This window comes from Paenirhodobacter hankyongi (assembly GCF_003664585.1).
Taxonomy (GTDB): domain Bacteria; phylum Pseudomonadota; class Alphaproteobacteria; order Rhodobacterales; family Rhodobacteraceae; genus Rhodobacter; species Rhodobacter hankyongi.
The window spans coordinates 361,759-376,399 of the sequence record NZ_RCHI01000001.1; the positions used below are offsets into that span (position 1 = coordinate 361,759).

Sequence of the window (14,641 nt, forward strand, 5' to 3'; positions counted from 1 at the left end):
TCAATCCGTTAAATGGGGGGTGGGTTGTTCAAGAAGCCGGTCAGGGTTAGCCGGGGGTGGAGCTGGCTCCACCTTTCTTGTTCCAGTTCACAACCATAGAAATCCGCTCCATTGCGTTGTTAGTTTGAGGTCCTAGCCACTCGTCCTTCCAATTGGTCTCCAGCCACGCTTCGATCTCTTTCCGAGTGCCCGTGTTCAATTCCAAGTTCGGGGCGAGTGCACACCATGTTTCCACAGCCATTGCCAATTCGGGAGAGAAATGGGGGTGGGACGGATCCATGTACGGTAGTGTCCTTTCCTGCTTCACCGAGGTAACGAAGAAGCTGTCCGGTATTCCTTTGGATCTGATCCACGCCTTCATGCTCGTGACGTCGAGCTGGGTCTTGTCCCAGTCTGGTTCGCGATCTTTCGTCTGAGATGTATTGGCGCCGGAGGGCGTCGTCGTGTCCTGACCATTGGAGGGGCTTGGCCATGTGCCCAAGGTGTCGTCGGAATAGGACAGCGTTGCTTCTATGTCCCTTCTCATGACGGCTTGCTGCAAGGCGCTGAAAGCCGCATCGAAGCCCAGCCGGTCTGCGCCATTTCCATAAGGTGAAGGGTCGCCGCCGCACATCAATATCGCAGCGTTCTTCACGCTCATCTGGTCGTGCATCCGCCAGAACCTGAGAGGGTCTTCCTCGATCATTTTATCCTCAACACTTTCGTCCCGACCCGGTTCCTTCCGGTCAGGTAATCTGCCCATGCCGCCATCATCTCGCGGCGCTTATCCACCATGTCGCCGCGCCGGTAAGACGCTTCGACGGCGCTCGAAATCTTGTGCGCCAGCGCGACCTCGGCCATCTCGCCCGGATATTTCGTGCGCTCTGCGATCCAGTCTCGGAAGGTCGAGCGGAGGCCGTGCGGCACTGCAGGGCGCTTGCTGGCCCGGTCGACGAAGCCCGGCCCGCCCACGTCTACATCGGCCTTGTGCAGGCGCTTCATGGCGGCGCTCAGGGTCATATCGGACATCTCGCCGCCACGGGGCGCGGGGAACACGAGCGGGTTGTTCTCGAAGCGCGGGAGAACCCGCAACAGCGTTAATGCAGCGTCGGAAAGTGGAACGCGGTGTTCGCGGTCCATCTTCATCCGTTCCGCGGGGATGATCCAAAGCCCTTGCTCGAGGTCGATCTCTTCCCAGAGTGCGCCACGAACCTCTTGCGAACGGGATGCACAGAGGGCGGCGAACTCGAGGGCGCGGCTTCCCATACCGTCACGGGCGCGCAGGGCGGCGAACCAGCGCGGGGCGTCGTCGATCTGCACCGCAGGCTGGTTGTCGCCTTTCTTCACCTTGGAGGCGGCCGGCAGCAGCTCCTTGAGGTTGCCGCGCCAGCGGGCAGGGTTGTCGCCGTTGCGATGCCCGGCGACGGTGGCCCAGGACAGGACGGCTTCGATCCGCCCGCGAAGGCGCGAGGCGGTCTCGGTCTTGTCGCGCCAGATCGGTTCCAGGACGCGCAGCACGTCTTGTACGGTGATGTCCTGAACCATCATGGGCCCTAGCTCGGGCAGGGCGTATTGGGTCAAGGTGTTGCGCCATTGCTGGCGGTGCTTCGGGTTCTTGTGCGCATCGAGCTTCGCGGCGAGGTAGCGATCGACGGCATCATCGAAGCTGAGCCCGCGGCGTTGCGCGGTAACGAGCGCCGCCCGGGCCGCTTTGCGCTCTTCTACCGGATCGATTCCGTTGCGGATCTTGTCCTTGGTTTCGCGGGCGCGGTCCCGGGCCTGTGCCAAGGTTACATCCGGGTAGCCGCCTAGGCCGATCTCGCGGCGCTTGTTGCCGATGCGCACCCGCAGGAGCCACGAACGCGCGCCTGAAGGGGTGATCTGCAGCGAAAGCCCCGAGACCCCGCCGACAGGGAAGGTCACGTTGCGCCCACGTCCCGGGTGGGTGAGACGCTTCACATCTAGCGCTGAAAGCTCCTTGGCGATGAGAGGCACAATACCCTCCTAAGTACCCGCCCAAGAATATGCGACAAGTTGCGACTTGTGGCAATGCCTTGCAAACTGGTTTCTTAGAAAGTTCTGTGAAGTCATAGCATTGCGACGAGTTGCGAAAAGTTCTCCGCCAAAAATGGCGGCCACCGCTTCCGCCAGCCAAGCGTCCGTGCCGATCGCCTTGCCCCGTCCGGGGCGGGTGTGCCGGCTGTTGCCGGTGCTCGGTGCCCAGCCCGGGGCCGTCTCAGCGTGGATCGAGCCGCGCCTTCAGGTCGGCAACCAGCGCATCGGCCACCGCCCGCACCCGCGGTGCGCGGCGCATGTCGGCGTGCAGGATCAGATAGAGCGGCCGGCTGAAGGCGGGCTGGCGCGCCGGATAGGCGCAGAGCGCCGGGTCCGTCGCGCCCAGGAAATGCGGCAGCAGGGCCAGCCCCAGCCCGGCGCGTGCCGCCTGTGCCATCGTCGCCATGTCGTTGCTGCGGATCGCGGGCTCGGCGCCCGCCATCTCGGCCTCGAGCCAGCGTTTCTGCGCCAGCCCCGGCAGGCTGTCGTCAAAGCCGATCCAGCGGCGCGGTGCCGGCCCCTCGGGCAGTCCGGGTGCGCCGTAAAGCCCGTATCCGATCTCGGCGATGCGCCGAGCGATCAGGTCGCCGGTTTCCGGCAGGCCGATGCGCAAGGCAATATCCGCCTCGGCGCGCATCATGTCGGCCTCGCGCCGGCTGCCCTCGAGGTCGATCGTCAGCCCCGGATGCGCCGCGCTCAGCGCCGCGACGGTTGGCATCAGAAGTTCGGCAAGCAGCACCGGCGGCGCCGAGATCCGCACCCGCCCCGCCATCGGGTCCTGCTCGCGCGCGATGCGGGCAAGGCCGAGGATCTGCGCCTCGACCGCGCCGGCCTTCGCCAGCAGCTCCTCGCCCTCGGCGGTCAGGCTCCAGCCGCTCGCGAGCCGGTCGAAAAGCCGCAGCGCCAGTGCCGTTTCAAGGCTGGTGACGCGGCGCGCGACGGTCGAATGCTCGACCCGCAGCGCGCGCGCCGCCCGCGACAGGCTGCCCGCACGCGCGAGCGCCAGAAAGAAGCGGATGTCATCCCATTGCAGCGCGGCAAGCTCGTCCATGTGCCCCTCGGTCGGTGTCGTGGATGACAGAAAGCAGGGATCGGCCGCAAGGCCAACCCCTGCCGGCCCCGTCAGGTGCGGGCCCGGGTCAGCGCGTCGCTGTCCTCGTAGAAGTGATAGAGCGTCAGCTTGCCGCCCTCGACCCGGGTGATGAGCGCCCAGTCACTTGCGAACGGCTTGCCGGTCGCGCGCACGGTGTGGCGGAACTGGCCGTAAAGGGCGGCGTGGTGGTCATCGCCGAAGGCCGCCTCGACGGTGAACTCGCCGGGCTCCAGCAGCGCGCCGAAGCCGCCGAAGAAGGCCTTCGCGCCCTCGGGGCCGACGAAGGTGCCGTGCAGCGGGTTCGCCGCGTTGTCGCGCGGGCTGACCGAGATGAAGCGCGCCTCGGGGGCGGTCAGGGCGAGGGCCTCCTCGAGCTGGCCGGAAAACACCGCGCCGAGGAAGGATTGGGTCAGGTCGACGGCAGACATTCGTATCTCCTTGTCTTGTCGGGAATTTCAGAAACCGGAAAGGACGATCTTGCCGATCGTGCGGCCGCTCTCGATGCGGCGGTGGGCCTCGCGCAGGGTGTCGGCCGAGATCGGCGACAGCGTCTCGGTGCCGGTCGGGCGCAGCCGCCCCTCGGCCGCCATCTGCGCGACACGGGTCAGGATCTCGCCCTGCCGGGCGCGGTCCGGGGTGGCGAACATCGGCCGGGTGAACATGAATTCCCACACCAGCCCCGCGCTCTTGCGCATCAGCGCGCCGATGTCGGGGGGGCTTGTGAAGGGCACGATGCAGCAGATCCGGCCGCCGGGCGCGATCAGCCGGGCGAGGGCGGGGAAATGCCGGTCGGGGTCGTTCGCCAGCAAGACGAGAGCGGGCGGCGCCAGGCCGAGGTCGGCGATCTGCGCCTCGAGGTCGGCGAGATGGTCGATCACCGCATCGGCACCAAACGACAGGCACCAGGCGCGCGATTGCGGCCGCGAGGCGGTGGCGATCACGGTCAGGCCGGGGACCAGCCGCGCGAGCTGGATCGCCATCGACCCGACGCCGCCCGCACCGCCGACGATCAGCAGGCTGCGCGGCTCGGGCGCCGCGCCGGGTGTCAGGCCGAGCCGGTCGAAGAGCGCCTCCCAGGCGGTGAGCGCGGTGAGCGGCAGGGCGGCCGCCGCGGCGGGGGCGAGCGTCTCGGGGCGGCGCCCGACGATCGCGCGTTCGACCAGGTGGTATTCGCTGTTCGCGCCGGGGCGGGACAGGTCGCCCGCATAGAGCACGGGGTCTCCCGGGGCGAAATCGCGCACGCTCGCGCCGGTTGCCACCACCTCGCCCGCCACGTCCCAGCCGAGCACCGCAAAATGGCCGTCGTCGGTCTTGCGCAGCCGGGTGCGGATGTCGGCCGGGTTGACCGAGATCGCCGCGACCCGCACCAGAAGGTCATCGGGGCCGGGCACCGGCACCGGGATCTCGCGCTCGACGAGCGCCTCGGGGTCGTCGGCGGGCAGGGCCTTCCAGATGCCGATCGCTTTCATCTTGCGCCTCCGTTGCTGCGGTGGGGCACAGATACGGCGGGCCGGCGCGCGCGGGCAGGCGCAGAAAATCGCCGGGGGCCGGGCGAAAACGCCCGGGGGCGGCGTGGGGCGCCGGTCATTGCCCCCGCCGGCGCGAGGCGCGATGATGGCCCGGCATCGACGGAAGGACATCATGGACAGGTTGCGCGACTTCTACCCCGAGATCGAGCCCTACGAGACCGGCTTTCTCGACACCGGCGACGGGCATCGGGTCTATTACGAGCGGGTCGGCACGCCCGGGGCAAAGCCCGCGGTCTTCCTGCATGGCGGACCGGGCGGCGGCATCCATCCCGATCACCGGCGCTTTTTCGACCCCGCGCGCTATGACGTGCTGCTTTTCGATCAGCGCGGCTGCGGCCGCTCGACGCCGCATGCTTCGCTCGAGGCGAACACCACCTGGCATCTGGTCGCCGACATTGAGCGGCTACGCGCGCGCGTCGGTTGCGAGCGCTGGCTGGTCTTCGGCGGCTCCTGGGGCTCGACCCTGGCGCTTGCCTATGCGCAGACCCATCCCGAGCGGGTCAGCGCGCTGATCCTGCGCGGCGTCTATACCGTCAGCCGGGCCGAGATCGACTGGTATTACCGTTTCGGCGTCTCCGAGATGTTCCCCGACGCCTGGGAGAACTTCGTCGCGCCGATCCCCGAGGCGGAGCGCGGCGACCTGATCGCCGCCTTCCGCAAGCGGCTGACCTCGGAGGACGAGGCCGAACGGCTTGCGGCGGCGCGGGCCTGGGCGATCTGGGAGGGCACGACGATCACCTTGCTGCCGCAGGGCGAGGTCGAGGCGCACTATGGCGATGCGCAGTTCGCGCTGGCCTTCGCGCGGCTGGAAAACCACTATTTCCTGCATGATTGCTGGCTGCGGCCGGGGCAGTTGCTGGACGACGCGCCGAAGCTGGCCGGCATTCCGGGCGAGATCGTCCATGGCCGCTATGACATGCCCTGTCCCTTGCGCACGGCGTGGGAGCTGAACCGGCGCTGGCCGGGATCCCGGCTGCATATCGTCGAGGGGGCGGGCCATGCCGCGACCGAGCCCGGCATCCGCGACCGGCTGATCCGCGCGACCGACCGCTTCGCCGCCGGCCTCTAGGCGCCGTCCCGGTCGGCGCGGACGAGGGCGCGATACTCGGCGGGCGTGCGGCCGGTCCGGGTGCGGAAGGTGCGGGTCAGGTGGCTCTGGCTCGAAAAGCCACAGGCCGCCGCCACCGTCGCGATCGGCATCGGCCCGCCAAGCAGCGCCTGCGCCCGGGCGATGCGGCGCGCGGTGACCCAGGCATGCGGGGCGCTGCCGCGCGAGAGCTGGAACATGCGGTGGAAGTGATAGCCCGAAAGGCCCGTCAGCGCCGCCAGATCGTCGAGGTGGATCGCCTCCTCGAGATGCGCCTCGATCCAGTCGTCGACCCGGTGCAGCTGCGCCGCGGTCAGCCCGCCGCGCAGCTGCGGGTGCTGGCGCGCAAGCCCGCCGATCAGCCCCGCGACCGCCGTCTCGGCCAGGAGCACATCGCCCGCCGTCGCCGCGGTGGCGAGCGTGCGCAGCCCTGCGGCCAGCCGGGCGTCCTCGGCGAAGGTGCTCTCGCGCAGATCCAGCAGCCGCGCGTCACAGTCGTGGATCGCCGAGAACCCCGCGCGCAGCCGCGCGTCCGACAGGTAGAGATGCACGAAGCGGAAGGGCGCGGTGATCTCCCATTCCGAGCCGCAGCCCTCGGGCATCACGCAGATCGCGCCCGGATGCCCGGAAATGCCCCCGGCATCGAGCCGCCGGGTGCCGGTGCCGCCCTCGAGATAGAGGCTGAAGGTGTGGTTCTGCGGCGTCTCGTACCGAATCCGGTCGTCGTGGTTGTGCCAGATCGCCACCGCGCAGCCCGCCCCGAGATCGAGGCGCGCTGTGCTCTGCGCAACGGCGGAGCGGCCGAGGAAATCATGGACCGTGGGGCGCATGAGACATCGGTAGCGCCGCGCCCCGCGCCGCGAAAGCCCCGCGCGCGATTTCACCGCAAGAACGTGCAAAACAACTCGGGCGCGGATGCGCTAGAGGCAGGGCATGAACACGCTTTTCCTCTTCGCCGCCACCGTCCTGATCTGGGGCACCACATGGATCGCCATCGCCGCGCAGGTCGGGCCGGTGCCGCTGATCGAGTCGATCTTCCTGCGCTTTGCCGTCGCGGGGCTTGTCATGCTGGCCGGGCTGGCGGCGCTTGGCCGGCTGCGGCGGCCGGCGCACTGGCGCTTTGTCGTGGTGCAGGCGCTGTGCCTGTTCTGCTTCAACTTCATCGGGCTCTACAATGCCGCGGCGCTGATCCCCTCGGGGCTGGTGTCGGTGGTGTTCTCGCTTGCCTCGATCTTCAACGCGGTGAACGCGCGGATCTTCTTCGGCGAGCGGATCACCGGGCGCACGCTGCTGGCCGGGGCGATCGGGGCGGCGGGGCTGGGGCTGCTGTTTCGCGACGACCTTGGCGGCGCGGCCATGGGCGACACCCTGCGCGGCATCGGCTGGGCCTGTTTCGGCACGCTGATGTTCTCCTTCGGCAACATGGCCTCGCGCAAGAACGGACAGCTTGGGGTGACGCCGGTGACGGCGAATGCCTGGGGGATGGGGATCGGGGCCCTGGTGCTCGTCGTGCTGATGATGGCGAGCGGGCAGGGCGTGGTCTGGCCCACGGGGGTGCGCTATTGGGCGGCGCTGGCCTATCTGTCGCTGATCGGCTCGGTCGTCGGCTTCACCACCTATCTGCTTCTGGTGGCGCGGATCGGCTCGGCGCGGGCGGGCTATGCGACGGTGGTCTTCCCGGTGGTGGCGTTGCTGCTCTCCACCCTTTACGAGGGCTTCCACTGGACGCCCGGGGCGTTCGCCGGCCTGGCCCTGACGCTGATCGGCAACGTGGTGATGTTCGCGCGGCGCTGAGGCCGCGCGATCTCGTTCAGTCCGTGACCTTCTTCACGAATTGCGACTTCAGGCCGATCTGGCCGATGCCGGGGATCTTGCAGTCGATGTCGTGATCGCCGTCGACCAGACGGATGCCGCGCACCTTGGTGCCGACCTTGATGACGGTCGACGAGCCCTTGAGCTTGAGATCCTTGATCACCGTCACGCTGTCGCCATCGGCGAGCGGGTTGCCGACGCTGTCGCGCACCTGCAGCGCGCCTTCGGGCGCGGCGTCAGGCGACCATTCGTGCCCGCATTCGGGGCAGACCAGCAGGGAATCCGCCTCGTAGGTATAGGCAGAGCGGCATTCGGGGCACGGAGGCAGGGTGTTTGTCATGCCCCGCTATAACCGGGCGCAGGGCGCGCAGGCAAGCGCAACGCCTGCGGCCCGCTTGGGGCCGCAGGCGCGGGGGTCAGGCCAGATCGGCGGGCAGGATCGCCTCGGGCAGGTTCTGGTAGCACACCGGCCGCAGGAAGCGGCGGATCGACAGCGTGCCGACCGAGGTCGCGCCGAAGTTGGTCGAGGCCGGGTAGGGCCCGCCGTGGACCATCGCATCGCAGACCTCGACGCCGGTCGGGAAGCCGTTCGCCAGCACCCGGCCCGCCATCCGCTCGAGCACCGGCAGCAGCCGGCGGGCGAGGGGGGCGTCGTCGTCATCCATGTGCAGCGTGGTGGTCAGCTGCCCCACGAAGCTGCGCGCCACGCGGTCCATCTCGTCGGCATCGCGCGCCACGACGACAAGGCCGAGCGGCCCGAACACCTCTTCGGACAGCGCGTGATTGCCCAGCCAGTCCTCTGCCTCGACGCGGAACAGGAAGGGTTTCGCCTCGCGCCGGTCGCACATCGAGGTGATCAGCGTCTGCACCCCGGCCTGTTCGCCGATCACCGCCGCGCCCTTGATATAGGCCTGCGCGATGCCGTCGGTCAGCATCACCTGCGCGCCGGTCTCGGACAGCGCCGCGCGGGCGGCCTCGACGAAGGCATCGGCCTCGGGTCCGGCGATCACCACCGCGATGCCCGGGTTGGTGCAGAACTGGCCCGCGCCCATGGCAAGCGAACCCGCCCAGCCCCGGCCGAGTTCGGCCCCGCGCCGCGCGATCGCCTGCGGCAGCATGAACATCGGGTTCACCGCGCCGAGCTCGCCGAAGAAGGGGATCGGCTCGGGGCGCTGTGCGCAGAGGTCGAAGAGGGCGCGGCCGCCGCCGAGCGAGCCGGTGAAGCCCACCGCCTTGATGCGGGGATGCTGCACCAGCGCCTCGCCGACGCGACGGTTGCCGCCCTGCACGAGCGAGAACACGCCCTTCGGCATGCCGCATTTCTCCACCGCGGCATGGATCGCCTCGGCGATGATCTCGCCGGTGCCGGGGTGGGCGCCATGGCCCTTCACCACCACCGGGCAACCGGCGGCAAGCGCGGCCGCGGTATCGCCGCCCGCGGTCGAGAAGGCGAGCGGGAAGTTCGAGGCGCCGAAGACCGCGACCGGGCCGATCGGGCGCTGCATCATGCGCAGGTCCGGGCGGGGCAGGGGGGCGCGGTCAGGGAGTGCCACGTCGTGGCGACGGTCGAGATAGGCGCCGTTCTGGATGTGCTCGGCAAACAGCCGCAGCTGGCCGGTGGTGCGGCCGCGCTCGCCCTGAAGGCGGGCGACGGGCAGGCCGGTTTCCGAGGTGCCGATCTCGGTGATCGCCTCGGCGCGGGCCTCGATCTCGTCGGCGATTGCGTTCAGGAAGGCGGCGCGCTCGGCGCGGGTGGTATAGCCATAGCTCCAGAACGCCTCTTCCGCGGCGCGGGCGGCGGCGTCGACCAGCTCGGGCGAGCCGACCGAGAAGGCATGCGCGGTGCCATGGGCGGGGGCCGAGAGGAAGGTCTCCTCGGTGCCGATCCACTCTCCGGCGATCAGGTGCTTGCCATGGGGCGTGAAGGTCATTGCGTGTCCTTTCAGGTGGGCCGTCGGGCGGGGCGGGCCCGCGACGGGGGCGTCACGGCGACAGGTCGGCGCGGAAAACGCCGCAAGCGTCGGGTTCCAAGCGCATGAATTCAGGCGATTACGCTTTGGCCTGCTCATAGCCAGAATTTTCCCGTTACACCAGTATTTTTCTTATATGAAAATTTCTTGCAAGAAAGGGAAAAACGCTTCATCTTGACTCCAGAATCAACAGAGGGGTTTCCAACCAATGAAAATGATCACCCTTGCCGCCGCCCTGGTCGCCGCGACGGGCTTTGCCGGTGTCGCCCAGGCCGACAAGCTCGACGACATCATCGCCTCGGGCACGCTGCGCTGCGCGGTCGTGCTCGACTTCCCGCCGATGGGCATGCGCGACGCCAACAACGAGCCGATCGGCTTCGACGTCGACTATTGCAACGACCTCGCCAAGGCGCTCGGCGTGAAGGCCGAGATCGTCGAGACGCCGTTCCCCGAGCGCATCCCCGCGCTGATGTCGGGCCGCGTCGACGTCGGCGTCGCCTCGACCTCGGACACGCTCGAGCGTGCGAAGACCGTCGGCTTCTCGGTCCCCTACTTCGCCTTCGAGATGGCGGTGACCGCGAATGAAAAGTCGGGCATCAAGTCGTTCGACGACATGAAGGGCCACACCGTCGGCGCCACCGCCGGCACCTTCGAGGCGATCGCGCTCGAGAAGCAGGTGCAGGAATGGGGCACGGGCGAATTCCGTCCCTACCAGACCCAGGCCGACGTCTTCCTCGCGCTGAGCCAGGGCCAGATCGACGCGACCGTCTCGACCTCGACCGTGGCGATGGCGAACGTGAAGACCGGCAACTTCCCGGGGATCTCGGTCGTCGGCAAGGCGCCGTTCGACACCGACTATGTCGCGCTGTTCACCAACCGCGACGAATACGGCCTGATCAACTATCTGAACCTCTTCGTGAACCAGCAGGTCCGCACCGGCCGCTATGCGGAACTCTACGAGAAGTGGGTCGGCGGCGATCTGCCCTCGCTGACCGTTCCGAACGCCTACCGCTGAGCGGACACGGGAAATACCGGCGGCGCGGGCCTTCCGCGCCGTCTTTCCTTTCGCTCCCCAACAGGCAGGACCCTGCAATGTTCGGTTACACCTTCCAATGGAACCAGGCGCTTGCCCGGCTTCCGAAGATGCTGGATGGTGCGGCGGTGACGATGGAAGTGGCGGTGCTGTCGATGCTGATCGGCATCGCGCTCGCCGTCCTTCTCACGCTGCTGCGCCTGTCCGGCTCGCGCCCGCTCAAGGCCATCGCGACCACCTGGGTCGAGATCGCCCGCAACACGCCGGCGCTCTTCCAGATCTACATGGCGCATTTCGGCGTGGCGAGCTTCGGCATCCACTTCAGCCCCTTCACCTCGCTGCTGATCGGCATCACCTTCAACAATGCGGGCTACCTGGCCGAGAACTTCCGCGGCGCGCTCAAGGCCATTCCCGACACGCAGACCCGCGCCGGCCGCTCGCTCGGCATGTCGCAGCTGCAGGCCTTCCGCTACATCATCCTGCCGCAGATGCTGCGCATCGCCTTCCTGCCGATGACCAACCAGATGGTCTGGGCGGTGCTGATGACCTCGCTCGGCGTCACCGTGGGGATGAACACCGACCTCTACGGCGTCACCCAGGATCTGAACGCGCTGACCTTCCGCACCTTCGAGCTCTTCGCGATCGCGGCGGTGATCTTCTACATCATCACCAAGATCATCACGCTCGGCGCGCGCCTGATCGCGTCGCGCCTGTTCCGGTACTGAGGGAGGACCGACCATGTTTCATACCGCCCTCACCTCGGCCGATCTGATCTTCCTCGCCAAGGGCGCGGGGATGACCATCCTCGTCACCGCGATCTCGGTCTTCATCGGCACCCTCCTCGGCATCGTCTTCGGCGTGCTGCGCGGCCAGCTCGGCCCGATCTGGTTCGCGCCGGTGACCTTCGTGCTCGACATCTTCCGTTCGGTGCCGCTGCTGATCCAGCTGGTGCTGGCCAATGCCTTCGTCGGCATGGTGCTGCGGCTGCATATCTCGGGGCTGACCGTCGCCTGCATGGTGCTGTCGCTCTATACCGCGGCCTATTGCACCGAGATCGTGCGCGGCGGCATCCATGCGGTGCCCGCCACCACCCGCCGCGCGGCGCGCTCGCTCGGCATGAGCTGGCTGCAGGACATGCGCTATATCGTGCTGCCGCTTGCCACGCGGATCGCGCTGCCGTCCTGGATCGGCCTCGCGCTCGGGGTGATGAAGGACTCGGCGCTCGTCTATGTCGTGCAGGTCACCGAACTGCTGAAATCGACCCAGATCCTCATCACGCGCCTGCAGGAGCCGCTGTTCCTGCTCCTGATCTGCGGCGCCTTCTACTTCATCATCAGCTTCCCGCTTGCGCGGTTCGGCGGATATCTCGAAAAAAGGTGGTCCAATGATTGAGATCCAGAACGTCCACAAGTCCTTTGGCCAGCTCGAGGTTCTCAAGGGCATCGACCTGACCGTGCAGAAGGGCGAGGTGGTCACCGTGATCGGCGGCTCGGGCTCGGGGAAGTCGACGCTGCTGACCTGCATCAACGGGCTCGAGCCGATCGACAAGGGCCGGATCCTCGTCGACGGCACCGAGGTCCACGCGAAGTCGACCAACCTCAACAAGCTGCGCCAGAAGATCGGCATCGTGTTCCAGCAGTGGAACGCCTTCCCGCATCTGACCGTGCTGGAAAACGTCACCCTCGCGCCGCGCAAGGTGCTGGGCATGGGCAAGGCCGAGGCCGAGGCGATCGCCGAGAAGCAGCTCAAGCACGTCGGTCTGGGCGAGAAGCTCTCGACCTATCCGACGCGGCTGTCGGGTGGCCAGCAGCAGCGCATGGCGATTGCTCGCGCGCTCGCCATGTCGCCCGATTACATGCTGTTCGACGAGGTGACCTCGGCGCTTGACCCGCAGCTGGTGGGCGAGGTGCTCGAGACGCTGAAGATGCTGGCCGAGGAAGGCATGACGATGATCTGCGTCACCCACGAGATGGCCTTCGCGCGCGACGTGTCGGACCGGGTCGCCTATTTCCACAAGGGGATCATGGCCGAGATCGGCGTGCCGGAGCAGCTGTTCAACGACCCGCAGCACCCCGAGACACGCAAGTTCCTGGCGAGCGTGCGCTGAGATCCTGCTCCGGTGGCCTTGGGCCGCCGGGCATCCCGGAATCACAAAAGGCGCGGGCCGAAACCCGCGCCTTTTTCCTGTCTGTCGAACGCCTCAGGCGTCGAGGGCGGCGAGGCCGAGACGCTCGAACCGCTCGAGCTGTGCAAGTTCCGCCGCGCTCAGCGGGATGCCGTCGCGCAACGCCTTCGCGCGGGCGGCAAAGCGGCGCTCGGAGGGCAGGCGGGCGCCCTGTGCGCCGATCGCGGTGAGCAGCTTCTCGCCCTCGGCGATCGGGTCGCGGCCGCTGCGCGCGGCGAAGACCTGCGGATCGAGCGCCAGCACCAGCGCGCCGTGGCGCGGCAGCAGCGCCGCCGAACCGCCCATGAAATCCAGCGCCTCGCGGCTCATGAACTCGCCCAGCATCGCGCCCGAGAGCAGCTCGACCATGGTCGAGATCGCCGAGCCCTTGTGCGCGCCGAAGGTCAGCATCGCACCCGCAAGCGCCGCCTCGGGGTCGGTCGTGGGCTTGCCCTCGCGGTCGACGGCCCAGCCCTCGGGGATCGGCGTGCCGGCGCGGCGGTGCAGCTCGATCTCGCCGCGTGCGGCGACGCTCGTCGCGAAGTCGAAGACATAGGGCGTCGCGCCCGCCCGCGGCCAGCCGAAGGCGATCGGGTTGGTGCCCAGAAGCGGCTCGCGCCCGCCCGCGGGCGCCACGAAGGCATAGCTCGGGCACATCGAGAGCGCGGCAAGCCCGTCGGCGGCCAGCGCCTCGACATCGTGCCACAGCGCCGAGAAATGCAGGCAGTCGCGGATCACCAGCGCCGCAAGGCCCATCTCCTTCGCCCGGGCGGCAAGCAGGTCCTTGGCGGCATAGAAGGCCGGGTTCGAGAAGCCGCCGCCGGCGTCGACCTCGATCACCGCGCGGCCCGCGTCATGGATCTGCGGCACCGCCTGCGGATCGACCTTGCCCGCGGCGAGCACGCGCAGGCAGCCCTCGAGCCGGTAGATGCCGTGCGACTTGCACGCATCGCGCTCGCCCGCGACGATCACCTGCGCGACCGCCGCGGCGCTTTCGGGGCGCACGCCGCAGGTCTCGAGGATGCCCTGCACGCGCGCCAGCAGCGCGTCGAAGGAAATCGGGGTCGGGTCGGTCATCGGGGCAGTCTCCTTGCAGGTCTGGGCAGTCTGGGGCCGGGGGCCGCAGGCTCCCGGGGGCATCAGGGGGGGCCTACTTGTCGACGTCGACGTAGGTGCAGGCCCAGAAGATCTTGGCTTCCTCGTCGGCGACCGAGCGCAGGCCATGCTTCAGCGTGCTGTCGAAATAGGCGCAGTCGCCGGGTTCGAGGATGACGGGCTCGTAATGCTCGACCACCAGCTCGATGCGGCCCGAGATGACGTAGAGCGTCTCCTCGCCGTCATGCGATTCGAGTTCCTCGGGGCGCAGCGGTGCGCGCTGCTCGACGATGGTCACGAGCGGGATGATCTTCTTCTCGGCCAGCGCGTTGCACAGCACCTCGTATTCGAAGTTGCGTGAGCGCACCTTGCGGCCATGGCCGGCGCGGGTGACGGTCATCCGCGTCGTCTGCTGCGCCTCGTGATCCGAGGAGAACAGCCGTTCCATGCCGATGTCGTAGGCGCGGGCGATTCGCACCAGGTTCTCATAGCTCGGCGAGACCCGGCCGTTCTCGATCTTGTGGATGGTCGAGAGCGCAAGCCCGGTGCGTTGCGCCGCGACTTCGAGGGTGAAACCGCAGGCCTGGCGCACCGCCTTCATCCGGCTGCCCAGTTCCGAGCGCAGCTGCAGCCTTTCGGCTTCCCAATCGTCGCCCTCGGCCTCATCTCCGGGGGATTTTTCCATTTGTGCCATATTTTTCTTTTCTTACCAGTTGTGATCGTTTAAGCATATTTTTGCGCTGATTGCAACATTAGCAGTCAGCGAAACGGAAAGGGTATCCAAAAGTCGGCCGTGCCGGTCCGGAATGGAGCAGGGCACTCGA

Annotated in this window: 16 protein-coding genes; 6 read left to right on the forward strand and 10 right to left on the reverse strand. The window is 68.0% G+C overall.

Annotated elements, in window-relative coordinates; genetic code table 11:
- Nucleotides 1-46: 46 nt before the first annotated feature.
- The 5 genes from DYS74_RS01660 to DYS74_RS01680 form a co-directional block, all read right to left on the reverse strand.
- Nucleotides 47-685, reverse strand: coding sequence for a hypothetical protein (locus DYS74_RS01660; RefSeq protein WP_121530411.1), 639 nt, complete (start codon nt 683-685; stop codon nt 47-49).
- Entirely contained in the window at nt 682-1,974 is a 1,293-nt protein-coding gene (locus DYS74_RS01665) for a tyrosine-type recombinase/integrase (protein WP_121530412.1), read from the reverse strand. Before DYS74_RS01665 ends, DYS74_RS01660 begins: the two co-directional genes overlap by 4 nt.
- Before the next feature lie 241 nt (nt 1,975-2,215).
- Nucleotides 2,216-3,085, reverse strand: a complete 870-nt coding sequence (locus tag DYS74_RS01670; RefSeq protein WP_121530413.1) for a LysR family transcriptional regulator — start codon at nt 3,083-3,085, stop codon at nt 2,216-2,218.
- A gap of 71 nt (nt 3,086-3,156) precedes the next feature.
- Nucleotides 3,157-3,555, reverse strand: coding sequence for a nuclear transport factor 2 family protein (locus DYS74_RS01675; protein ID WP_121530414.1), 399 nt, complete (start codon nt 3,553-3,555; stop codon nt 3,157-3,159).
- 27 nt (nt 3,556-3,582) lie between these two features.
- On the reverse strand, nt 3,583-4,596 hold the full coding sequence (locus DYS74_RS01680; RefSeq protein ID WP_121530415.1) for a zinc-binding alcohol dehydrogenase family protein: 1,014 nt from the start codon (nt 4,594-4,596) through the stop codon (nt 3,583-3,585).
- A gap of 172 nt (nt 4,597-4,768) precedes the next feature.
- Here DYS74_RS01680 and pip point away from each other — a divergent pair, with 172 nt between their 5' ends.
- Nucleotides 4,769-5,725, forward strand: coding sequence for a prolyl aminopeptidase (gene pip / locus DYS74_RS01685; protein WP_121530416.1), 957 nt, complete (start codon nt 4,769-4,771; stop codon nt 5,723-5,725).
- Here pip and DYS74_RS01690 read toward each other — a convergent pair.
- Nucleotides 5,722-6,573, reverse strand: a complete 852-nt coding sequence (locus DYS74_RS01690) for a helix-turn-helix domain-containing protein (protein ID WP_121530417.1) — start codon at nt 6,571-6,573, stop codon at nt 5,722-5,724. The two genes, pip and DYS74_RS01690, sit on opposite strands and share 4 nt — an antisense overlap.
- Nucleotides 6,574-6,676: 103 nt before the next feature.
- Between DYS74_RS01690 and DYS74_RS01695 the strand changes: the two genes are divergently transcribed.
- The gene (locus tag DYS74_RS01695) at nt 6,677-7,537 is read left to right on the forward strand and encodes a DMT family transporter (RefSeq protein WP_121530418.1); all 861 of its coding nucleotides are present in this window, start codon (nt 6,677-6,679) and stop codon (nt 7,535-7,537) included.
- A 16-nt stretch (nt 7,538-7,553) separates the two neighbouring features.
- Here DYS74_RS01695 and DYS74_RS01700 read toward each other — a convergent pair whose 3' ends face one another.
- Nucleotides 7,554-7,895: a zinc ribbon domain-containing protein YjdM gene (locus DYS74_RS01700; protein ID WP_121530419.1), complete on the reverse strand. Its 342-nt coding sequence runs from the start codon at nt 7,893-7,895 to the stop codon at nt 7,554-7,556.
- A gap of 76 nt (nt 7,896-7,971) precedes the next feature.
- Entirely contained in the window at nt 7,972-9,486 is a 1,515-nt protein-coding gene (locus tag DYS74_RS01705) for an aldehyde dehydrogenase (NADP(+)) (protein WP_121530420.1), read from the reverse strand.
- Nucleotides 9,487-9,733: 247 nt separating this feature from the next.
- Between DYS74_RS01705 and DYS74_RS01710 the strand changes: the two genes are divergently transcribed.
- From DYS74_RS01710 to DYS74_RS01725, 4 genes are all read left to right on the forward strand, one after another.
- Nucleotides 9,734-10,540, forward strand: a complete 807-nt coding sequence (locus DYS74_RS01710; protein WP_113900411.1) for an ABC transporter substrate-binding protein — start codon at nt 9,734-9,736, stop codon at nt 10,538-10,540.
- A 77-nt stretch (nt 10,541-10,617) separates the two neighbouring features.
- Complete coding sequence (locus tag DYS74_RS01715; protein ID WP_121530421.1) at nt 10,618-11,283, forward strand: amino acid ABC transporter permease; 666 nt, start codon at nt 10,618-10,620, stop codon at nt 11,281-11,283.
- 13 nt (nt 11,284-11,296) lie between these two features.
- Nucleotides 11,297-11,950, forward strand: a complete 654-nt coding sequence (locus DYS74_RS01720; protein WP_121530422.1) for an amino acid ABC transporter permease — start codon at nt 11,297-11,299, stop codon at nt 11,948-11,950.
- Nucleotides 11,943-12,665, forward strand: a complete 723-nt coding sequence (locus tag DYS74_RS01725; protein ID WP_121530423.1) for an amino acid ABC transporter ATP-binding protein — start codon at nt 11,943-11,945, stop codon at nt 12,663-12,665. The genes DYS74_RS01720 and DYS74_RS01725 overlap by 8 nt, the downstream gene beginning before the upstream one ends.
- Nucleotides 12,666-12,758: 93 nt before the next feature.
- Here DYS74_RS01725 and DYS74_RS01730 read toward each other — a convergent pair whose 3' ends face one another.
- Together DYS74_RS01730 and DYS74_RS01735 are read right to left on the reverse strand one after the other, a co-directional pair.
- Entirely contained in the window at nt 12,759-13,799 is a 1,041-nt protein-coding gene (locus DYS74_RS01730; RefSeq protein WP_121530424.1) for an Ldh family oxidoreductase, read from the reverse strand.
- A 73-nt stretch (nt 13,800-13,872) separates the two neighbouring features.
- A complete protein-coding gene (locus DYS74_RS01735) occupies nt 13,873-14,502 on the reverse strand; it encodes a helix-turn-helix domain-containing protein (RefSeq protein WP_240664556.1) in 630 nt (209 codons plus the stop codon).
- Between the last annotated feature and the right edge of the window lie 139 nt (nt 14,503-14,641).